The organism is Pseudomonas congelans, from assembly GCF_900103225.1.
Taxonomy (GTDB): domain Bacteria; phylum Pseudomonadota; class Gammaproteobacteria; order Pseudomonadales; family Pseudomonadaceae; genus Aquipseudomonas; species Aquipseudomonas congelans.
In genome coordinates, this window is the sequence record NZ_FNJH01000002.1 from 327,304 (window position 1) to 349,119 (window position 21,816).

Here is a 21,816-nt window from a genome sequence, read left to right on the forward strand (position 1 = left end):
CACGCAGAACGCAAATAAATTGCAAACCATTGCTATAAATCCACAGGCTCATCGCCGAAATCGTCCGGTATCGGTATCTCGCCCATCCTCGACGGGATATTCAGGCCGAAATGCAGATACGCGTGCCGGGTCACCACACGCCCGCGAGGTGTGCGCATGATATAGCCTTGCTGGATCAAATAGGGCTCGAGTACGTCCTCGATTGTATGACGCTCTTCGCTGATGGCCGCCGCCAGGCTGTCGATACCTACCGGACCACCGTCGAACTTCTCGATCATGGTCAGCAGCAAACGCCGGTCCTGATGATCGAAGCCGTGCTCGTCGACGTCCAGCAGGTTAAGGGCCTTGTCAGCGGTCTGCCGGGTAATCTGCCCGTTGCCACGCACCTCGGCGAAATCCCTTACCCGACGCAACAGGCGGTTGGCGATACGCGGCGTGCCACGCGCGCGCCTGGCGATCTCGAAAGCGCCCTGCGGCTCGATGACCAACCCCAGAATGCCTGCCGAGCGCGAGACAATCGTCGAAAGATCGGCAATGTTGTAAAACTCCAGCCGCTGCACGATGCCGAAGCGGTCGCGCAACGGATTGGTCAGCATGCCGGCACGAGTGGTCGCGCCGACCAGCGTGAACGGCGGCAGATCAAGCTTGATGGAACGCGCTGCCGGCCCCTCACCAATCATGATGTCGAGCTGAAAGTCTTCCATTGCCGGGTACAGCACTTCCTCGACGATCGGCGACAGACGATGGATCTCGTCGATGAACAGCACGTCGTTGGGTTCGAGATTGGTCAGGATCGCTGCCAGATCACCGGGCCGCTCGAGGACCGGGCCGGACGTACTCTTGATCGACACGCCCATTTCCTGAGCGATGATGTTGGCGAGCGTGGTTTTGCCCAGACCGGGCGGACCGAAGATCAGTGTGTGATCCAGCGCTTCGCTGCGACCACGGGCAGCCTGGATGAACAACTCCATCTGCTCGCGCACGGTCGGCTGGCCGATGTAGTCTGCGAGGCTCAGTGGCCGAATCGCGCGGTCCATCTGTTCATCACGATCACGGCCACCAGAGGCGGTTATCAGGCGGTCGGCGTCTATCACTTAACCCATCCCCTTCAACGCACGGCGAATCAGATCCGCACTGCTCAAATCTTTTTCCTTGATGGCGGAGACAGCCTTGCTCGCCTCCTGAGGTTTGTAGCCCAGCGAAATCAGTGCGCTGACCGCATCGGATTCTGCCGATGCCACAGGCTCAGCCTGATTGAGGCCATTGGAAACCAGCGTAAAGGTGCCTGGCAAGGACTCCCAGGCCTTGAAACGGTCCTTGAGCTCGACCAGCAGCCGCTCGGCGGTCTTCTTGCCCACGCCGGGAATGCGCGTCAGCGCCGAAGTGTCCTGCGCCTGCACGCAACGCACCAGCTCATCGACTTCCAGACCGGACATCAGCGCCAGCGCCAGCTTGGGGCCGACGCCATTGAGCCGGATCAGCTCACGAAACAGCTCACGCTCACGCTTTTCGTAGAAGCCGTACAACAGATGCGCGTCTTCGCGGACCACAAGATGGGTGTGCAATGTCACCGTTTCGCCAACATGCGGCAGCCGGTACAGGGTAGTCATCGGCACTTCCACCTCATAGCCGACACCGTTGACATCCAGCACCAGATGCGGAGGCTGCTTTTCGGCGAGAGAGCCGCGTAAACGTCCAATCACGTTTCAGATCCTTTCGTGTTGCCTGTCGCTCGCGCGAAGAAATTGAACACCGTCATCATCATAATGCCTGTCAGAGCCGCAAGCGGCCGCCGCGACTGCGTGCAGTGCCCAAGCCGTGAGGAATCAGACTGGAGCGCGTATGCGCATGGCACAGGGCGATGGCAAGAGCATCGGACGCATCGATTTGCGGCTTTTGGGTCAGTTTGAGCAGGTGCATGACCATCATCATCACCTGTTCTTTATTGGCACCGCCAGTTCCTGCAACGGCCTGCTTGACCTGGGTTGCGGTGTATTCGGCAATTTCCAGCGCCTCTTCGGCACCCGCCACGATGGCTGCGCCCCGGGCCTGCCCCAGCTTCAATGCCGAATCGGCGTTACGCGCCATGAAAACCTTTTCGATGCCCATCGTCACAGGTCCGTAGGTCTTGATGACCTCCCGCACGCCGCGATAAACGATCTGCAAACGCTCGTGCAGCTCGCCGCTGCCGGTGCGGATGCAGCCCGACGCGACATAGACACAGCCCCGTCCGGTGTCGCGTACCACGCCATAGCCGGTGATTCGCGAACCGGGATCGATACCAAGAATAAGAGTCATAACGCCTGCAGCTTGAGGAGGTCACGCAAAACAATAGGTGCAGCATAAAGGCAGAAGCCGGGGGCCGATAGCTGCGCGTTGCTCACAGCTTCGTTCCCCCGGCTTCCGACCTGGTGTTACCTGTGAGCGATCAGCCCAGCTGTTCCATCACTTCGTCCGGGATTTCCGCGTTTGAATAGACGTTCTGTACGTCATCCAGGTCTTCGAGCATATCAATCAGCTTGAGTACCTTTTCAGCGGTGTCCAGATCAAGTACGGCGCTGGTGGTCGGCAGCATGACGATCTCTGCGTCTGCAGCCTTGAAGCCCGCAACCTCCAATGCATTACGTACCGCATAAAACCCGGAGAACGAGGTGAACACATCGATCGAGCCGTCTTCGTTGGTCACCACATCGTCAGCATCGGCCTCCATGGCAGCCTCGATCAGCGAATCCTCATCGACACCGGCAGCGAAGGAGATCTGGCCCTTGCGATCGAACAGGTAGGCAACAGAGCCGTCGGTGCCGAGATTGCCGCCGCACTTGGTGAACGCATGACGCACAGCCGCCGCGGTACGATTGCGGTTGTCGGTCATGGTTTCGACCATGATCGCCACGCCGCCCGGACCGTAGCCCTCGTAACCCAGCTCCTCGACATCATCACCGTCGGACGCCCCTACCCCTCGCGCCACCGCACGATCAATGGTGTCACGGGTCATGTTCGCACCAAGTGCCTTGTCCAGCGCCAGACGCAGACGCGGGTTGGAACCGGGATCACCGCCACCCTGACGCGCAGCAACGGTCAGTTCACGGATCCACTTGGTGAAAATCTTGCCTTTTTTGGCATCCTGACGCTCTTTGCGGTGCTTGATGTTCGCCCACTTAGAATGACCTGCCATTTTTCGCTCCAGATTCTTTTTGAAACACCTTCACCTTTCGCCCTGATTAACCGGGCAAAAAGCTTCACTCAATAAGGGCAGATACAGGGCGTATCGACGATACGCCCTGCCCGGCATCACTCGGCCTTCGGCTGCTCGCGCAGACGGATGTGCAGCTCGCGCAATGCTTTGGCATCGACAACACCAGGCGCCTGGGTCATGACATCGGCCGCGCTCTGGGTTTTCGGGAACGCGATCACTTCACGAATCGATTGCGCGCCGGTCATCAGCATTACCAGACGGTCCAGACCGAAAGCCAGACCGCCGTGCGGTGGTGCACCGTACTTCAAGGCATCGAGCAGGAAGCCGAACTTCTCCTGCTGCTCGTCTTCGGCAATGCCCAGCAGACGGAACACCGCCTGTTGCATTTCCTTGCGATGAATACGGATCGAACCGCCGCCCAGCTCGGTGCCGTTGAGCACCATGTCGTAGGCACGGGACAGCGCGGTCGCCGGGTTGGCTTCCAGCTCTTCAGGCGTGCACTTGGGTGCCGTGAAGGGGTGGTGCAACGCGGTGAAGCTGCCGTCGTCGTTTTCTTCGAACATCGGGAAGTCAACGACCCACATCGGTGCCCACTCGCAGGTGTGCAACTTGAGGTCGTTACCGATCTTGATGCGCAGCGCGCCAAGGGCCTCGCTGACGATCTTGAACTTGTCCGCACCGAAGAAAACGATGTCGCCATCAACCGCACCAACGCGATCGAGGATGACGTTCAGGTTGTCTTCCGGGATGAACTTGACGATCGGCGACTGCAAGCCTTCCGGCCCCTTCGCGCGCTCGTTGACCTTGATGTAGGCCAGCCCCTTGGCACCGTAGATGCTGACGAACTTGGTGTAGTCGTCGATCTGGCTGCGCGCCATGCTGGCGGCGCCCGGTACACGCAGTGCGGCAACACGCCCCTTGGGGTCGTTGGCCGGGCCGCTGAACACCTTGAATTCGACGCCGGTGAGCTGATCGGCAACATCCACCAGTTCCAGCGGGTTGCGCAGGTCCGGCTTGTCGGAACCGTAGCGGCGCATGGCCTCTTCGAAGGTCATGTGCGGGAAATCACCGAACTCCAGGTCCAGGACTTCCTTGAACAGCTGACGAACCATCTTCTCGGTCAGACCGATGATGTCCTCTTCGTTGAGGAAGCTGGTCTCGATGTCGATCTGGGTGAATTCCGGCTGACGGTCGGCACGCAGGTCCTCGTCGCGGAAGCACTTGGCGATCTGGTAGTAACGGTCGAAGCCGGCCACCATCAGCAGTTGCTTGAACAGCTGAGGCGATTGTGGCAGGGCGAAGAAGCTGCCCGGGTGTGTGCGGCTTGGAACCAGATAATCGCGAGCGCCTTCCGGTGTAGCGCGGGTCAGGATCGGCGTCTCGACGTCGAGGAAGCCGTTGTCATCCAGATAGCGACGGATACTGGTAGTGATGCGCGAGCGCAGACGCAGCTTCTCGGCCATTTCCGGACGGCGCAGGTCGATGAAGCGATAACGCAGACGTGTCTCCTCGCCGACATCGGAATACTCGTTCAGCGGGAACGGCGGCGTCTCGGACTCGTTCAACACCTCGAGCTCGTAGCCCAGAACCTCGATGGCGCCTGACGCCATGTTCGCGTTCACGGCACCTGCCGGACGAGCACGGACCTTGCCCACGACCTTGACTACGTATTCGCTGCGCACACGGTCGGCGGCTGCGAAACTGTCGGCACGATCAGGGTCGAAAACGACTTGAGCCATGCCTTCACGGTCGCGGATATCAAGGAAGATAACGCCCCCGTGGTCACGACGACGGTGGACCCATCCGCAAAGGGTAATTTCCTGGCCTTCCAGACTTTCGTTCAGTTGGCCGCAATAATGGCTGCGCATCATGATGGTGTTTTCACTTCTCGTAATTCGAATTCGGTGGCGATTTCGCTCCTGGCTTGCGCTCAGTGGTACAAGGCACCGGCACAGGGCTAAAAGTCAGCCCAGGCCCACACAGAGTCACGCCCGCTAGCAAGACAGGGGATTATATAGAGTTAATTGGCACCGTGCAGCCGGACGAACCTATTAACGCCCGGATAAGTTCGTGACCACCCCGCGCAGCCGAGCCGTTTACTCGCGCTGCGGGGGAAAGCGCAGGCACACCTTGGCGAGCCCGCAGGAATGAGGATAAAGCCAGGCTAGACGTGAGAATTTTCCAGGCAATCGCCCTTCAAAAGATGCGCCACACAGACAACACGAATCAGACCACTGAAATTCTTGACGCCACCGTAACGTAAGTGAACCTCCCGATCGATGTAGGACAATACTGCGTTGACAGAGCAGTCATTGGAACTGGCGATACCCGAAAGAATGTTCCAGTACACTTTCTCCAGACGCAGACAAGTGGCCAGACCATTAAGTCGAACGGATTTCGAATGCGGCTGCGCCAGCGTCATATTGAAATCCTCGACAAAAGGGTCATGGCGTATTTCCACCTCCCGATGTAACAACTTAAGCTCTCGCTCAGCACTTCGTAACACCATAACCGCCACCTTCGAATCATTGAGTTTTAAACACCAAAAGAAATATTCAAAAACAAATAAATATCCCGATGTATAAAACATGATTGGCGACTTTATAGCCAGAAGGCCCTACACGTTGTCACTGTAGGACATGGCTACAGGAATCAGCGGAATATCGTTCAGGCTTGAAGGGACAGTGAAAAAGGAAGCAACTACTGCAAGACGTTACGCACACAGTCGGCGACTGGCAGGCGTTGACCTGACTGGCAGCTACAGCACTGGACGTGAGCTCATGCAGTGGCCCGCCAGGGACGGATGAAGAGGCGGGCGAGTGGCAATAACACCACTCGCCTTGGCCATTACTTCGATTCGAGCATCGAGCGCAACATCCAGGCCGTTTTTTCATGAACCTGCATGCGCTGCGTCAGCAGGTCAGCTGTCGGCTCATCGCTGACCTTGTCCAGAAGAGGAAAGATACTACGAGCAGTACGGACAACAGCCTCTTGACCCTGCACCAGACTTTTGATCATATCTTCAGCACTTGGCACACCTTCTTCTTCCTTGATGGAAGACAGACGCGCATAAGTCGAATAAGTACCCGGCGCCGGAAAGCCCAGAGCACGAATACGTTCGGCGATGGAGTCAACGGCCAAGGCCAGTTCGTTATACTGTTCTTCAAACATCAAATGCAGCGTGCGAAACATCGGACCACTGACATTCCAGTGAAAGTTATGAGTCTTGAGGTACAGTACATAAGTATCCGACAGCAGATGCGACAAACCGTCAACGATCGACTTGCGATCCTCTTCACTGATACCGATATCGATTGCCATGTTTCATGCCCTTTTGGTGAGGATTGAAAAGCAGTAAAGAAGGCTACTCTATCAAGAGAAGCCGAATGACGCAGCTTTCCGTTGGCGTCGAGGACTTCTGCCGACGGCGACTTACGCACATGCCAGGGCGATTCCTGCCGGTTCGCAGCGAGCACCCCGGGGTGGGAAATTCTCGCAAGCCCGGTAAAAACGTTGGCAAAAGCTCTCCGAGCGCTCTGGTTCAGCACCTGCAGGGTCACTGCAGAACGGTCGAATGCCAAGGCCGGAGAGACACCGGCACCATTATCAATTGCTGATTTGAGTAGGATCAGGCTTTGCTGTTAAATACACCGCGTGTCGCCATCGAGTTGCCATTCAGCGCTGGCACATAGGCTGGCCCAGCGTCCGTGCATCACGCCTCATCGTGTTCAGAAGCGTACCGGGTGCCACCAGCTATTTCTTGTAATCCTTCTTGCATGTGAGCTTTTTAAAATGTTGAAAATTGTCCATCTGGTGACGGGAGCAGCAGCCCTGTTGCTCTCTTTCATACCCAGCCTGCGTAGTGAAGCGGCCTCTCTCTACCTGCAAAATCCTGACGCGATCTGCCTAGCTTTCCTCGGCCTGCTTAACCTGATACTTGCTCCGGTAATCCCTTACTGGAATCGAGGCCCGCGTCATACGTTGCAAAATCTGGTCAGTGCACTGCTTGTCATCGCGGTAATCGTACAGACGCTAACCTTGCTTGTTCCTCTACCCGACATCGCAGGTCAACCCGCCATTCTGGTCAGCCTCGCTGTCGCTATCGTAGCCGTCGTCCTGCATCTGGGCGTCAGCTTTTACAGGTCTTACACCCCTTCGTCCGCGCCGCAAAGCCACGACATGGGAAATCGTGATACTGGCACCGTAAAGTGGTTCAACACCTCCAAGGGCTTCGGCTTCATCTCCCGGGACTCCGGCGACGATATTTTTGTGCATTTTCGCGCCATTCGCGGTGAGGGTCATCGCGTACTGGTCGAAGGGCAGCGCGTCGAATTTTCCGTGATGAACCGCGACAAAGGCCTGCAGGCCGAAGATGTCATCGCAGCCCTGCCCCGCCGCTAATTGTTTCAAGCAACAAAAAACCGCGACCTCCTGACGGAAGTCGCGGTTTTTTTATGTCAGCCCATCAATAGTGAGGCGGCGGCACATCTTCCTCGAAGGTCTCGAACTGACTGCCCATTTCCTCCTGACGCTTGAGCATCGCCGCCATCTGCAGTTGCAGATGATCAAGCTCACGCCGCTGCTTTACCAGCACGTCATTGAGTGCCTGAATCGTATCGTCCTGAAAGGCCATGCGGCTTTCAAGCTCCATGACTCGCTCTTCAAGGCTCATGATTGTTCCTCCTCAAATCGAAAATCATTTGTCAGTACCGGCTTCAGTTGCCGACGGATTGCCGAGAGCTGTTCGTCGGTATAAGCAATGGCAGCATGCTTGCCCCACACTGGCGCAGGCCAGGCGGCATCGTCACGCTTGCGCACAATGACGTGCATATGCAGCTGGCTCACCACGTTGCCCAACGCGGCAATATTGATTTTATCCGCATCGAAGAGCTCGTTCAGCACCTTGGACAACGCGCTCGTCTCCTGCCACAACTGCATTTGATCTGCAGCGTTGAGCTGAAAGACTTCGGTGATGTCTGCCCGACGCGGCACCAGGATGAACCATGGGTAATGACTGTCATTGGAGAGTAGCAACCGGCACAGCGGAAAGTCGCCGATCGGCAGGGTGTCTTGTTGAAGGCGGGAATCCAGAACGAACACGATAAAAAGCTCCTGACTGCCAGGTGAATGCACCTGCCCTATCGGTAACAGGGTGCTGCGATAGGCAGGCAGGATACTAGGGTTCGCGCGGGGCTTCACCTGCGCACCAGAATGCACCCTCCACAACGGTCGCCGCACCGATTTGACGCCACCGACTGACAGCAGATACCGCTGCAACCCCCACCCCCTTGAACCACCGCCTTACAATTGCCTGCTTGACGTACATGAAAATGAAACATCCATTGCCTCACCATGAACGCCAGCCAGAGCAATGCTCCAGGTTCAGGCGAGTTCGATGAGGACTGCACCAAAATCACACACTGCTGTTGCGACAGCAACACAGCAGATTCGTTTTCTACTCAACGCAAGCCGATACCGGTAACGTTTTTAGGCGATAAGGGCAGCACCCACCCTTGACGAAGAAAAGCGAGAGGTATTTTAAAAAAATAAAAATAGTCATTAAAAACAGTCATATGGAGCAAAAAGGCGATCCTGATTCTGATTTTTCACAAAATTTTTTCATTTTCGGAAACTTTGTGCACGCTTGTTGCTTTATCACCCATATGATGACGGCAACCCTGGCGGAAAACAGGGGTACCAGAATCAAGGGAAACAAGGCTTGCGACCCCGGGGGAGGCTGTGACGGACCGCGCTTTGACCTGTCGGACAATGCGCAGAATGCCACTACAGGCCAGCCCGGCAGCGCGTCGTAAAGATTCTGAAAGGATAAGGCTGTAGCTATAGCAACCCAAGTCAGCGTGATATAGATTCCGCCGACAAAAATAGAAAGAGCCGCCCAGATAAAAAAACAGGTGGGACGGCAGAAAAAATCTTCTAAAAACCAAAGGAGCAATCACGATGAGAGTGATGAAGTGGAGCGCAATCGCACTGGCCGTTACGGCCGCCAGCGCCCAAATGGCAACAGCCGCACCTTTCGTCAGCGATCAGGCTGATGCCAAGGGCTTTGTGGAAGGCAGCACACTTGACCTGAAGTTGCGCAATTACTATTACAACCGTGACAAGAAAGACGGATCTCAAGACGATCGCGACTGGACTCAAGGTATCCTGGCCAACTTCAGCTCCGGCTATACCCAAGGCACCATCGGCGTCGGCGTTGAGGCTTTCGGTTACGGCGGTCTCAAGCTTTGGGGCCCTGATAAATACTCGGGTTCAGGTAACCTCGCCACCAGCGCTGACGGGCCTGATCGGGACAATAAAGACACATTTGGCAAACTAGGCGGAGCCGTCAAATTTCGTATCTCCAAAACCGAGCTGAAAATCGGTGACATGCAACCTACCAGCCCGGTATTTGCTGTGGGTGGTTCACGCCTTCTGCCTCAAACCGCGAGCGGTCTGAGCCTGCAGAGCAGTGAAATTTCCGGTCTTGATCTGGAAGCAGGTCACTTCTACTCGGGTACCGGTCAGGACACGACGAGCCATGAGGGTACGATCTGGGCAACCTACGCAAACAAAAACGGCTTGCCTGCGAAAAGCGCTGACTTCATGGGCGGCAAATATGCGATCACTGACGGGCTTGGCGTAGCGTTCTACGCGTCCAAGCTTGAAGACATCTGGGATCAGTACTACGGCAATGTGAACTACGCCCTGCCTTTGGGGAACGATCAATCCTTGGCGTTTGACGTCAATCTGTATCGCACACTCGACGAAGGCAGCGCCAAAGCGGGCTCGATCAACAACACCACCTACTCGGCGTCGGCAGCCTATTCATTCCTGGCAGCTCATACAGTTACCGTTGCCTTCCAGAAGGTTGACGGTGATACGCCGTTTGACTACATCGGTATCGGCAGCCAAAACCGTGGCGGCGACTCGATTTTCCTGGCCAACTCCGTTCAGTACTCTGACTTCAACGGCCCAGGCGAGAAATCGTGGCAAGTGCGCTACGACCTGAACATGACGCCTTACGGCGTTCCAGGCCTGAGCTTCATGACCCGTTACATCAACGGTGATAACATCGATGGCACCAAGGTGGACGCGTCCAGCCTTTATGCCAATATGTACGGTGCTGACGGCAAACACCACGAAACCAACCTTGAAGCCAAATACGTCGTACAGACTGGCCCAGCCAAAGACCTGTCCTTCCGTATGCGTCAGGCATGGCACCGTAGCAACGATGACCAGCCAGATGGCGACGTCAACGAGTTCCGCCTGATTGTCGATTACCCGATCTCGATCCTGTAATCACCACTCAGCACTCGTTAATAGAAGAAGCCCGGCACATGCCGGGCTTTTTCATGAGGACAGGAAAGCGTCTTCCTGCGACCTGCAAGCCAGCCCCGCCCTGTACGCGACCGGAACAGCGCCGTACAATGCCAGGTCATTTCCTGTCTCAGCAACCGACAACGGCCAACCATGCGCACCAGTCAATTTTTGCTCGCCACACAGAAAGAAACCCCTTCCGATGCGGTCGTGGTCAGCCATCAGCTGATGCTGCGCGCCGGCATGATTCGCAAGCTGGCCTCCGGCCTCTACACCTGGCTGCCCATGGGCCTGCGCGTACTGCGCAAGGTCGAAGCCATCGTTCGTGAAGAAATGGACGCCGCGGGCGCACTCGAAATTCTGATGCCCGGCATTCAACCCGCAGAGCTGTGGCAGGAATCCGGACGCTGGGAGCAGTATGGCCCGGAGCTGATGCGTCTGGTCGACCGCCACAACCGCGAGTTCTGCCTGGGCCCGACCCATGAAGAAGTCATCACCGATCTGGCACGCAATGAGCTCAACAGCTATAAACAGCTGCCGATCAACATGTATCAGATCCAGACCAAATTCCGTGACGAGATCCGCCCACGCTTCGGCCTGATGCGTGGACGCGAGTTCGTCATGAAAGACGCTTACTCGTTCCACGCCGATCACGAATCGCTGCAGGTCACCTACGACCGCATGCATCTGGCGTACAGCAATATCTTCACCCGACTGGGCCTGAAGTTCCGCCCGGTCGAAGCCGATAACGGCTCGATTGGCGGCGCAGGCTCGCACGAATTCCACGTACTGGCCGAATCCGGCGAAGACGATATCGTGTTCAGCGACGGCTCCGACTATGCAGCCAACATCGAAAAGGCCGAGGCGATTCCTCGCGAGAAGACGCGCCCTGCCCCTAGCGAAGAGTTGCGTCTGATCGACACGCCGAACGCCAAGACCATCGCCCAACTGGTCGAAGGTTTCGGTCTGCCAATCGAGAAAACCGTCAAGACCCTGGTAGTCCATGCTGCCGAAGAAGGCAAGCTGATCGCTCTGATCATCCGCGGCGATCACGAGCTCAATGAAATCAAGGCCAGCCAGCTGGAACAGGTCGCCAACCCTCTGGTCATGGCGTCCGAAGCCGAACTGCGCGACGCCATCGGCGCAGGCGCAGGGTCCCTGGGCCCATTGAACCTGCCACTGCCGTGCATCATCGACCGTTCCGTCGAGCTGATGAGCGACTTCAGTGTTGGTGCTAACATCGATGACAAACACTACTTCGGCGTCAACTGGGAGCGCGATCTGCCGGTTCCGACCGTTGCCGACCTGCGTAACGTGGTTGCGGGCGACCCAAGCCCTGACGGCAAGGGCACGCTGGAAATCAAGCGCGGCATCGAAGTGGGTCACATCTTCCAGCTGGGCACCAAGTACAGCGAAGCGATGAAGTGCCAGGTGCTGGGTGAAAACGGCAAGCCGGTCAATCTGGCGATGGGTTGCTACGGCATCGGTGTTTCCCGAGTGGTTGCAGCTGCCATCGAACAGAACAGCGACGAAAACGGCATCATCTGGAACGACACCCTCGCGCCGTTCCAGATTGCACTGATCCCGCTGCGCTACGAGACAGAGGCCGTTCGCGAAGCGACGGACAAACTGTACGCCGACCTGACGGCTGCCGGTTTTGAAGTATTGCTCGATGACCGCGACAAGAAGACCAGCCCGGGCATCAAGTTCGCCGACATGGAACTGATCGGTATCCCGCACCGCATCGTGGTGAGTGACCGAGGCCTGGCCGAAGGCAATCTGGAATACAAGAGCCGTACCGAATCGCAGCCGCAAGCCATTGCGGTCGCGGACGTGCTGTCGTTCATCCAGGGCAAAGTGAACCGCTGAGTAAAAAGGCGCACCTGTTCGCAGGTGCGCCGCTCTTCACTCGCCCAATCCGCATCAGAGATCCCATGCTCAAACGAAGCACCCTAAGCCTCGGCAGCGCCGTTCTGTGCGGCTCATTTCTCGTCGGCGGCTGTGCCAACCAGCTCTCTCAGCGCAGCGAGCACGAGGAGCGAGTCGAACGCAAACTGCTCGAACATACCCTGCAAGTCGATATCGGCGAACCCAAGACACTGGAGTTGCCGCAACGCCGCGTAAGGATTCACGAGCACAAATCGTTCGAAGTCACCGACTTTGAAGTCACCCGCCACTATGACCGCTACACGCCTTACCAACCATGGCGGGAGGTCTATGAGATCCCGCTCGGCGCGGTTGCTGTTGTCGCGGGTGTCGGGGCCAACGTGGTCAATGTGTTTGCGCTGGGTAATTTGCCGGAAAGCATGACCAAGGACTGGATTCACTACGGCGTGGCAGGCATGAACCCGTTCATGAATGCCCCGTCCCACGGCCGCGCCGAGCAGAATCTGGCGAGCATCGACGAGGTTCAGAAGGACAAGCGGATCGAGAACTCCACGCTGCCCTGGAATGAACGCCCGGTGATGGTCAAGGCTGGCAATGAAACTCACGAAATGAGCACTGACCGCAACGGCATTCTGCGCCTGAACCTGCTGGACAGTCCGTTTGCCGAACAGGACCTGAGCCGCATCACGCGCATCTATATCAATGTCGAAGACGATCAGGACAGCGCGCACGCAAACGCCAGTTTGCCCATCAGCCATTCGCTACGCGGCAAGTTGCTGGAGGCGCACGCCCTGATCTACGACGATCTTGAAGATGACGAGGTCAGCCAGTGGGTGCATCGCGTCAAACGTCTTTCTGATATGGGCCTGGAAGAAGAAGCCAGCGAGCTGGAACAGAGCCTGATCGAACTGACGCGCAACGATCCGCAACTGCAGGGTGAATTTCTCAAGTCACTCGCCAGAGACGCCGGCCGCCTGGTCGCCGTTCCTGCCCAGAGCCAGTAACGTGAAAGGCCGCGGCGTTTAACCGCGGCCAGTCACAGTCATTATCGAGAGAACAATTCCAGCTGTTCATGGGCTGCACGCAGATCGTGCAGACGTACGCCTATGCCCAGCAACCTGACCGGCTTGCCACCGCGAGCGAACGCCTGAGCCAGCAACTGTTCATAACTGCCCAGATCCCTGCCGGCTCCGGATTGCTCCAGAGTCGTCTGCGTGAAATCGTGAAACTTCACTTTGACGAACGGCTTGCCGGGCCGGTACTGCCCTTCCATTCTGGCCATCCGGCCACTCAGGGTTTCCAGCAGGTCGGGCAGCTTTTCCAGGCAGGCCGCCAGATCGGGCAGATCCGTGTCGTAAGTATTTTCAACGCTGACTGACTGACGCCGGCTGTCATTCTGCACCGGCCGGTCATCGATCCCGTGCGCCAGACTCCAGAGGCGCTCACCAAAGCTGCCGAACTCCCTGACCAGCGCGAGCTTGCTGCGGCTTCGCAGGTCGGCACAATCGACGATACCCAGTCGGCCGAGCTTGTCTGCGGTGACTTTTCCTACGCCATGAAGCTTGGTGACTGGCAGGGAGGCGACGAAATCCTCGACCTGATCCGGCGTGATGACGAACAACCCGTTGGGCTTTTTCCAGTCGCTGGCGATCTTGGCGAGAAACTTGTTGGGCGCAACGCCTGCCGACACCGTGATATGCAGCTGATTCGAGACCCGGCGACGGATGTCCTGCGCGATGCGCGTGGCGCTCCCGGAAAAGTGCCCGGCCTCGGACACGTCCAGAAAGGCCTCATCCAGAGACAACGGCTCTATAAGGTCGGTGTAATCCCGAAAGATCGTATGGATTTCCCGCGATGCTTCTTTATAAGCATCCATGCGCGGCTTGACGATGGTCAGGTCCGGGCAGAGCTTGAGCGCATGCCGGGACGACATGGCCGAACGCACACCGTAGGCGCGCGCCTCATAATTACAGGTCGCAATCACCCCGCGCCGCTCCGCAGAGCCGCCGACCGCCAGCGGCTTGCCAGCGAGGTCGGGCTCGTCACGCATTTCAATGGCTGCATAAAAGCAGTCACAGTCGATGTGGATGATTTTGCGCTGCGTCATGACCTGATGGGATTTTGCAATCAATGGCCGCGCAGTATCTCATTCGTACCGGCAAGTAACATCCAATGATGTGAAAGGTCGTCATGAAAAGCAGTCAAAAGCCCATCACGGATGACCGAAACAGCTGCAAAGGCCCGTCATGCAAGCGCCGATGCCGAGCAGACCGATCATTTGGATCCGCTAAGCATTTGAAGAAAAAGCACTTTTTTGAAACTAACCATTGACACCTCGTCATCTCTCTGTAGAATGCCGCCACACAGACGCGGGATGGAGCAGTCTGGTAGCTCGTCGGGCTCATAACCCGAAGGTCGTCGGTTCAAATCCGGCTCCCGCAACCAAACATCAAAAAAGGCTACTCGAAAGAGTGGCCTTTTTTGTGCGCGCCTGAAAAGCGCCCTTCTCAAGCCAGGACATTGCCCATGCCTCGCGCAGCTATAAAGCGCTCGCGACGCCCTGCGGCAAATCCTCACTGCCTGGCCGTCCGCTTTGCTGATAATGCTCCACGCAGATATGCAGCCCTGAAAAACGAGCATCCGGCCTCTGGCGTGCAAAATGAGCACAATCCGCTACTTATTCGCATGCTTTCCGGATTAAGGGTTGACACTTCAGCGTTCGGCTGTAGAATGCCGCCACACAGACGCGGGATGGAGCAGTCTGGTAGCTCGTCGGGCTCATAACCCGAAGGTCGTCGGTTCAAATCCGGCTCCCGCAACCAAACATCAAGAAAGGCTACTCGAAAGAGTGGCCTTTTTTGTTTCCGGTAAAAAAGTAGCGCGGGCAACGGCTAACTGTCTGACAAAAAAGACTATTTCCAAAGCCCTTTGAAACCCTATCATCACATCTGTAACGTAATGCGTGCATTTACGACAGTTTTTGCGTGCGCTGCCGATAGGTGTTACTAAGCTGAATCACGACTGAACCGTAGCTGAACAGCATCACCCGGCTCGATTCGCTATTCGCTCGTTAGACGTTGACGCGCTAACATCCTGAAATATTTTCTGCGTAGGGATTGGTAACTTGGCTGCATACCTCCATCCTGTCGCGCACGATCCAAGGAGTGATTGATGCGCGACAACATGTCCGATTCCAATGAAACCATTGATGCAGAACAACCGGTCAGCCCACCGCGCCATAACTGGCGGGAGCTGCTGAGCAAATACCGACAGCCCATAGGGCTGGCGGTGATGCTGCTGTTGTTCAGCCTGGCCCTTATAGCCTGCCGCCACATGCTGGTCGAAATGGACTGGTATGCGCTGCACGACTCGCTGTTCGCAGTCCCCCTGCCCGCCCTGGGCGGTGCGCTGCTCGCGGCAATCGTCGGCTACATCATCCTGATGGGCTATGAACTGTCCGCCAGTCGTTACGCCAATGTCGACCTGCCAATCAAGACGCTGCTTCTCGGCGGCTTCACCTCGTTTGCCATCGGCAATGCGGTCGGCCTGTCGATGCTGTCCGGTGGTTCGGTACGCTACAGGCTTTATTCACGCCATGGCGTAGGCGCAATCGAAATCGCCCGCATGACCGTGTTCGCCAGCCTGTCACTGGGCTGTGCGCTGCCGCCACTGGCTGCACTGGCCACGTTGAGCAACCTGTCAGGCGCGTCACTGGCACTCAAGCTTCCAGTCGACGTGCTGGCTGTAGTCGCTACAGCGGTGTTGATCGGCAGTCTGCTGCTGGCGGTGTTCGTCTACCGTCGCCGCCTGCCGGAACAGGATATCCCGCACAATATTCTGGTTCGTCTCGGTCGTCGTACCTTGCGCCTGCCGGACCTGAAGCTGACGCTTATTCAGTTGGTGATCACCGCGCTGGACGTCGCCGCCGCAGCGATGGTGCTGTATCTGCTGCTGCCGCATGCGCCACCGCTGGGCGCCTTCATTCTTATCTACCTGCTGGCGCTCGCTGCCGGCGTGCTCAGCCATGTGCCTGGCGGCGTCGGCGTTTTCGAGGCGATTCTGCTCGCAGCCTTCGCCAACGAGCTGGGTGCCGCCCCCCTCGCTGCTGCGCTGCTGCTGTACCGCCTGATCTACGTGATCCTGCCACTGCTGCTGGCTTGCCTTACCCTGCTGTTTACCGAGGCCCAGCGCCTGCTGCCGACCCGGCAGGCCATGCGCGTCGCTTCAGGGCTGGCGGCACCGATTCTGGCACTACTGGTTTTCTTGTCGGGGGTGGTGCTGCTCTTCTCTGGTGCCACCCCTGAAATCGATACCCGTCTCGAAAACGTTGGCTTCATGATCCCGCATCGACTGATCGATGCGTCGCACTTCGGGGCCAGTCTGGTAGGTGTGCTGTGCCTGCTGCTCGCACAGGGCCTGCGTCGTCGACTGTCGGCGGCATGGATGCTGACCTCTATTTTGCTGCTGGTAGGTGCAGTGCTGTCGATACTCAAGGGCTTCGACTGGGAAGAGGCAAGCATGCTGTTGCTGACCGCCTGCCTGCTGCTGACATTCCGCCGTTCGTTCTACCGTCCAAGCCGCCTGCTGGAGCTGCCGTTCTCACCGGTCTACCTGATTGCCAGCATTTGCGTGGTCGGGGCCTCGATCTGGCTGTTGCTGTTCGCCTATCAGGACGTGCCCTACAGTCACCAGTTGTGGTGGCAGTTCACCCTCGATGCCGACGCCCCGCGTGGCCTGCGTTCGGCGCTGGGCAGCGCAGTGCTGCTGGTGGTGGTTTCGCTGACCTGGTTGCTGCGCACTGCCAGACCGGTTATCAAGCTGCCCGACGCGGCAGACCTGGACAAGGCGGCCGAGATCCTCAAAGCATCCAAACAGCCGGATGGCGGCCTGGTGCTGACCGGCGACAAGGCCATCCTGTTCCATCCGGCTGGCAATGCGTTTCTGATGTACTCGCATCGCGGCCGCAGCCTGGTAGCGCTTTACGACCCGATCGGCCCCACACAGCAGCGTGCCGAGCTGATCTGGCAGTTCCGCGACCTGTGCGACGTGCACCATGCGCGTCCAGTGTTCTATCAGGTACGTGCAGAAAACCTGCCGTTCTACATGGACATCGGTCTCACGGCTATCAAGCTGGGTGAAGAGGCGCGCGTCGACCTGCGTCGCTTCGACATCGATGCCAAGGGCAAAGAGATGAAAGATCTGCGTTACACCTGGAACCGGGGTGGCCGCGACGGTCTTTCGCTGGAGATCTACGAACCGGGCCAGGCGCCGATCGACGAGCTGAAAGTGATTTCCGATGCCTGGCTGACGGGCAAGAATGTCCGTGAAAAAGGCTTCTCGCTGGGCCGCTTCAGTACTGAGTACCTGAAGTACTTCCGCATTGCCATCGTGCACTTCCAGGGCAAGCCTGTCGCGTTCTCCAACCTGCTGGAAACCACCAGCCCGGAACTGGCCAGCCTTGACCTGATGCGCTCGCACCCGGATGCACCCAAGTTGACCATGGAATTCATGATGGTCGGCCTGATTCTGCATTACAAAGCCCAAGGCTACGCGCGCTTCAGTCTGGGCATGGTGCCTTTGTCGGGCCTGCAGCCACGACGCGGCGCACCCATCACCCAGCGTCTGGGTTCGATGATTTTCCGCCGTGGCGAACAGCTGTACAACTTCCAGGGGCTGCGTCGCTTCAAGGACAAGTTCCAGCCCGATTGGGAACCTCGTTATATGGCCGTGCCTGCCGGACTTGATCCGCTCGTGGCACTGGCTGACACCGCCGCCCTGATTGCGGGCGGCCTGACTGGATTGGTGAAACGCTGATGATTCGACGCTCCTGGCGCCTTTTGCTCGCAGCTCTGGTAATTGTTCTTTTAATCGTAGCGCTGGGAGTCTGGGTCTGGACCCGCCCCGCCCCGCCCGCCTCACTGGAACATTCGAACCTTGACGGGGGCGCGCCGCTGACCAGCGTAACGCCGGCCACCAGCATCAAGACCCGTATCGCACTGGCCGTCACCGCTGAAGACATGCTGACCGACAAGCAATTGCTGGCGATCAGCAAGGATGCGTCGGCACGCATCATTCAGGTGGTGTTGCCCAAGGACGACTGCGTCCTGCAACAAAAGACCTTTCAGGACGCGCTGACGAAGCTCGACGGCCCTGCAAAGGTAGTGGGTGGCATAGGCCCTGGCGCGACACTGGCCTGGCGCTGGCTGGCCGGGCAGACCGACGACAAGGCGCAAGCCATTTCCGTAGATTTTGCGCTTGAGCACGTGTCTAATCCGCCGCCCGTTGTGGAAGAGGACGAAAAGCCGCCACAGATCTGCGACGTGCCGCTGCCGCAGAAGGCTGCACACGGACACTGGTTGGCCGCCTGGAACGACGCGCCGGATGATCCGAGCGCAGCATTTGTACGCGACCAGAGCAACGCCGACACCAGCATCAGCGACTACGACATTCCGCTGCCTCAGGTGCTCAACACCGAACTTCGTCACCTGCTGCTCGGCGAGAACGACAGCGGCGGACTGGGCATACCGACAGTCGAAGTCCCAGCCAGCCAACCTTCCGACACTGTGACGCTGTTCATGTCCGGTGATGGCGGATGGCGCGACCTGGATAAAGTCGTGGCCGGTGACATGGCCAAGATGGGCTACCCGGTAGTGGGCATCGACGTATTGCGCTACTACTGGGAACACAAGACGCCGGAACAGACCGCCGTCGACCTCACCGACCTGATGAACCACTACCGTCAGAAATGGGGCACCAAGCGCTTCATCCTGGCTGGCTACTCGTTCGGTGCGGACGTCATGCCGGCCATCTACAACCGCCTGGCGGCAGACGATCAGAACCGGGTTGACGCGATCATTCTGCTGGCCTTCGCGCGCACCGGCAGCTTCGAGATTCACGTTGACGGCTGGCTCGGCAACGCGGGTAAGGAAGCCACCACCGGACAGGAAATGGCCAAGTTGCCAGCCGCCAAGGTGTTCTGCGTTTACGGGGTCGAAGAGAAGAAAGACAGCGGTTGCACCGACACCACTGCCGTCGGCGAAGCGGTTCAGTTGCCAGGTGGTCATCACTTCGATGAGGACTATCCGGCGCTGGCCAAACGTCTGATCGACGCGATCAACAAGCGTCAGGGCAAGACTGCCGCTCAATAACGCCACAGTCTGCGACAAAAAAAATCCCGGCACCGTGAGGTTGCCGGGATTTTTTTATCTGCGCTGCCGGATAGCCCGGCCAACGTTTACATCTCCACTTGGGTACCCAGCTCAATCACCCGGTTGAACGGCAGCTTGAAGAAGCGCAGGTTGCCGTTGGCGTTCTTGAGCATGAAAGCGAACAACGCTTCACGCCAGCGCGCCATGCCGTCCATCTTGGAGGGGATCACTGTCTCGCGGCTGAGGAAGTACGTGGTGCGCATCGGACTGAAGTCCAGCTCCGGCAGGTGACACAAGGCCAGCGCAGCGGGTACATCGGGCTCATCGATAAAGCCGAAGTGCAGGATCACCCGATAGAAGCCTTCGCCATAGGATTCGACTTCGAAGCGCTGAGCGGACGGCACACGGGGCGAATCTTCATACACCACCGTCAACAGCACCACTTGCTCGTGTAACACCTGGTTGTGCAGCATGTTGTGCAGCAGCGCATGGGGCACGGCATCCGAACGCGCAGTCAGGAACACCGCCGTGCCCTGCACCCGATGCGGCGGCTGAACGCGAATGCTGCCGATGAAGATCGGCAATGGCAGCCCGCCCTCGTCGATTCGCTCCGCGAGCAATTGCTTGCCGCGCTTCCAGGTGGTCATGAGGATAAACAGCACCGCACCGGCCAGTACCGGGAAGGCACCGCCCTGGAAGATCTTGGGCACGTTGGCCGCGAAGAACAGACCGTCCACCAGCAGCAGGCAGATCAGCAGCGGAACGGCCAGCAATGGCGGCCATTTCCAGAGCATCAGCATGACCGTGGACACCAGAATGGTGGTGCAGAGCATGGTCCCGGTCACCGCGACGCCGTAGGCAGATGCCAGCGCACCAGATGATTCGAAGCCGATCACCAGCAGAATCACACCCGCCATCAGCGCCCAGTTGACGGCACCGATGTAGATCTGGCCTTGCGCGTCGCTGGAGGTGTGCTGGATGTGCATGCGCGGAATGTAGCCCAGCTGGATCGCCTGCAGGGTCATCGAGAAGGCGCCGGAGATCACCGCCTGCGAGGCAATGATGGTGGCCATCGTCGACAGACCGATCAGCGGCAGCAGCGCCCAGCCCGGCGCCAGCAGGTAGAACGGGTTGCGAACCGTCTCGGGATTGCCCAGCACCAGCGCACCCTGACCGAAATAGTTGAGCAGCAGCGCAGGCAGCACGAGGATGAACCAGGCACGTGAAATCGGCTTGCGGCCGAAGTGGCCCATGTCGGCATACAGCGCCTCGGCACCGGTCAGAGCAAGCACCACAGCACCGAGGATGGCCACGCCAATGCCTGGATGGATGATGAAGAAATTCACGCCCCATGCCGGATTCACCGCTTTCAGCACTTCCGGCGACTGCATGATGCCGTAGACACCCAGCGCGCCGAGCACCAGGAACCAGGTCACCATCACCGGGCCGAACAGCACGCCGATGCGCGCAGTGCCATGACGCTGAATCAGAAACAGGCCCACCAGCACAATCAGCGCCATGGGCACGATCCAGTGATCAAGGCCGTCGAACGCCAGTTCCAGCCCTTCCATCGCCGACAAGACCGAAACTGCCGGGGTGATCATGCTGTCACCGTAGAACAACGCGGCGCCGAACAGCCCGAACACCACCATCATCATTTGCAGCCGTGGGTGCTTGGCGGACGCACGCCGCGCCAGGGCCATCAGCGCCATGATGCCGCCCTCACCCTGGTTGTCGGCACGCAGGACGAACGCCATGTATTTGAAGGAAACCACCCAGATCAGCGACCAGAAGATCAGCGACAGCACGCCGAGAATCGCATCATGGGTCACGTCCACGCCGTAACCACCCTGAAACACTTCCTTGAGGGTGTACAGCGGACTGGTGCCGATGTCGCCGTAAACCACCCCTACTGCGGCGATCAGCAGCCCGATGGGCTTGGCAGCGCCTCCGGCCTCCGCATGACTGTTTGCTTGACTCATCCACTACTCCCGGAAACCAGACATGAGGTTCAACACTGAGAACATCACAAGGCGTAACAATTCAGATTCAGCCAGACATTGACATGCCTCGGCGCGATGGCGCGAAGCATAACGCAGCACTCGTCGTAATTCTTGGTGAAACGCAGATCGTCGCAACGATCCGGCCTGCCGTCACGCATTGATCACGGCCTGCCGAAGCCGTTATTCGAGGCAATATTTCTCATGGAACGACAAAAATATCGGCCGGTCATTAGTTAAGCCTGCCGCATCAGGGGTCTTCAAGAAC

General features: G+C 58.1%; 18 protein-coding genes and 2 tRNA genes. 9 read left to right on the forward strand and 11 right to left on the reverse strand.

Annotation, left to right across the window (positions count from 1 at the left end; genetic code table 11):
- Positions 1-32: 32 nt before the first annotated feature.
- The 7 genes from ruvB to BLR20_RS08510 all read right to left on the reverse strand — a co-directional run bounded on the left by ruvB (position 33) and on the right by BLR20_RS08510 (position 6,517).
- Positions 33-1,094 carry a Holliday junction branch migration DNA helicase RuvB gene (gene ruvB / locus BLR20_RS08480; protein ID WP_054994260.1) on the reverse strand — a complete coding sequence of 354 codons (1,062 nt, stop codon included), beginning with the start codon at positions 1,092-1,094 and terminating at the stop codon, positions 33-35.
- The gene (gene ruvA, locus BLR20_RS08485; protein WP_054994261.1) at positions 1,095-1,703 is read right to left on the reverse strand and encodes a Holliday junction branch migration protein RuvA; all 609 of its coding nucleotides are present in this window, start codon (positions 1,701-1,703) and stop codon (positions 1,095-1,097) included.
- Between the two features lie 70 nt (positions 1,704-1,773).
- A complete protein-coding gene (ruvC, locus tag BLR20_RS08490) occupies positions 1,774-2,298 on the reverse strand; it encodes a crossover junction endodeoxyribonuclease RuvC (protein ID WP_003364732.1) in 525 nt (174 codons plus the stop codon).
- A gap of 130 nt (positions 2,299-2,428) precedes the next feature.
- Complete coding sequence (locus BLR20_RS08495) at positions 2,429-3,175, reverse strand: YebC/PmpR family DNA-binding transcriptional regulator (protein WP_054994262.1); 747 nt, start codon at positions 3,173-3,175, stop codon at positions 2,429-2,431.
- 116 nt (positions 3,176-3,291) lie between these two features.
- A complete protein-coding gene (gene aspS, locus BLR20_RS08500; RefSeq protein ID WP_002554661.1) occupies positions 3,292-5,067 on the reverse strand; it encodes an aspartate--tRNA ligase in 1,776 nt (591 codons plus the stop codon).
- A 293-nt stretch (positions 5,068-5,360) separates the two neighbouring features.
- Positions 5,361-5,705, reverse strand: coding sequence for a ribbon-helix-helix domain-containing protein (locus BLR20_RS08505; RefSeq protein WP_025990971.1), 345 nt, complete (start codon positions 5,703-5,705; stop codon positions 5,361-5,363).
- Between the two features lie 338 nt (positions 5,706-6,043).
- The gene (locus BLR20_RS08510; RefSeq protein WP_003314356.1) at positions 6,044-6,517 is read right to left on the reverse strand and encodes a Dps family protein; all 474 of its coding nucleotides are present in this window, start codon (positions 6,515-6,517) and stop codon (positions 6,044-6,046) included.
- 471 nt (positions 6,518-6,988) lie between these two features.
- Here BLR20_RS08510 and BLR20_RS28220 point away from each other — a divergent pair, with 471 nt between their 5' ends.
- A complete protein-coding gene (locus tag BLR20_RS28220) occupies positions 6,989-7,597 on the forward strand; it encodes a cold-shock protein (protein ID WP_025990972.1) in 609 nt (202 codons plus the stop codon).
- Between the two features lie 64 nt (positions 7,598-7,661).
- Here BLR20_RS28220 and BLR20_RS08525 read toward each other — a convergent pair whose 3' ends face one another.
- Positions 7,662-7,868, reverse strand: a complete 207-nt coding sequence (locus tag BLR20_RS08525) for a SlyX family protein (protein WP_054994263.1) — start codon at positions 7,866-7,868, stop codon at positions 7,662-7,664.
- Positions 7,865-8,296, reverse strand: coding sequence for an HIT domain-containing protein (locus tag BLR20_RS08530; RefSeq protein WP_054994264.1), 432 nt, complete (start codon positions 8,294-8,296; stop codon positions 7,865-7,867). The genes BLR20_RS08525 and BLR20_RS08530 overlap by 4 nt, the downstream gene beginning before the upstream one ends.
- A 413-nt stretch (positions 8,297-8,709) precedes the next feature.
- On the opposite strand from BLR20_RS08530, the gene BLR20_RS08535 reads away from it, so the two are divergent.
- From BLR20_RS08535 to BLR20_RS08550, 4 genes are all read left to right on the forward strand, one after another.
- A complete protein-coding gene (locus BLR20_RS08535; protein WP_054994265.1) occupies positions 8,710-9,009 on the forward strand; it encodes a hypothetical protein in 300 nt (99 codons plus the stop codon).
- Positions 9,010-9,154: 145 nt separating this feature from the next.
- Positions 9,155-10,495: an OprD family porin gene (locus BLR20_RS08540; protein ID WP_054994266.1), complete on the forward strand. Its 1,341-nt coding sequence runs from the start codon at positions 9,155-9,157 to the stop codon at positions 10,493-10,495.
- A 171-nt stretch (positions 10,496-10,666) separates the two neighbouring features.
- Positions 10,667-12,382 (forward strand): proline--tRNA ligase, encoded by a 1,716-nt coding sequence (locus BLR20_RS08545; protein ID WP_032616061.1) that lies wholly within the window; start codon positions 10,667-10,669, stop codon positions 12,380-12,382.
- Between the two features lie 65 nt (positions 12,383-12,447).
- Positions 12,448-13,404 (forward strand): hypothetical protein, encoded by a 957-nt coding sequence (locus tag BLR20_RS08550; RefSeq protein ID WP_032616059.1) that lies wholly within the window; start codon positions 12,448-12,450, stop codon positions 13,402-13,404.
- Between the two features lie 41 nt (positions 13,405-13,445).
- On the opposite strand, the gene dinB is transcribed toward BLR20_RS08550, so the two are convergent.
- Positions 13,446-14,507, reverse strand: coding sequence for a DNA polymerase IV (dinB, locus tag BLR20_RS08555; protein WP_003364753.1), 1,062 nt, complete (start codon positions 14,505-14,507; stop codon positions 13,446-13,448).
- Between the two features lie 261 nt (positions 14,508-14,768).
- On the opposite strand from dinB, the gene BLR20_RS08560 reads away from it, so the two are divergent.
- The 4 genes from BLR20_RS08560 to BLR20_RS08575 all read left to right on the forward strand — a co-directional run bounded on the left by BLR20_RS08560 (position 14,769) and on the right by BLR20_RS08575 (position 19,548).
- Positions 14,769-14,845: transfer RNA gene (locus BLR20_RS08560), tRNA-Met, on the forward strand.
- A 300-nt stretch (positions 14,846-15,145) separates the two neighbouring features.
- A tRNA-Met gene (locus BLR20_RS08565) sits at positions 15,146-15,222 on the forward strand.
- A 349-nt stretch (positions 15,223-15,571) separates the two neighbouring features.
- Positions 15,572-18,214 carry a bifunctional lysylphosphatidylglycerol flippase/synthetase MprF gene (mprF, locus tag BLR20_RS08570; RefSeq protein WP_003409381.1) on the forward strand — a complete coding sequence of 881 codons (2,643 nt, stop codon included), beginning with the start codon at positions 15,572-15,574 and terminating at the stop codon, positions 18,212-18,214.
- On the forward strand, positions 18,214-19,548 hold the full coding sequence (locus BLR20_RS08575; protein ID WP_054994267.1) for a virulence factor family protein: 1,335 nt from the start codon (positions 18,214-18,216) through the stop codon (positions 19,546-19,548). Before mprF ends, BLR20_RS08575 begins: the two co-directional genes overlap by 1 nt.
- An 86-nt stretch (positions 19,549-19,634) precedes the next feature.
- On the opposite strand, the gene BLR20_RS08580 is transcribed toward BLR20_RS08575, so the two are convergent.
- The gene (locus BLR20_RS08580; RefSeq protein ID WP_004406174.1) at positions 19,635-21,530 is read right to left on the reverse strand and encodes a potassium transporter Kup; all 1,896 of its coding nucleotides are present in this window, start codon (positions 21,528-21,530) and stop codon (positions 19,635-19,637) included.
- Between the last annotated feature and the right edge of the window lie 286 nt (positions 21,531-21,816).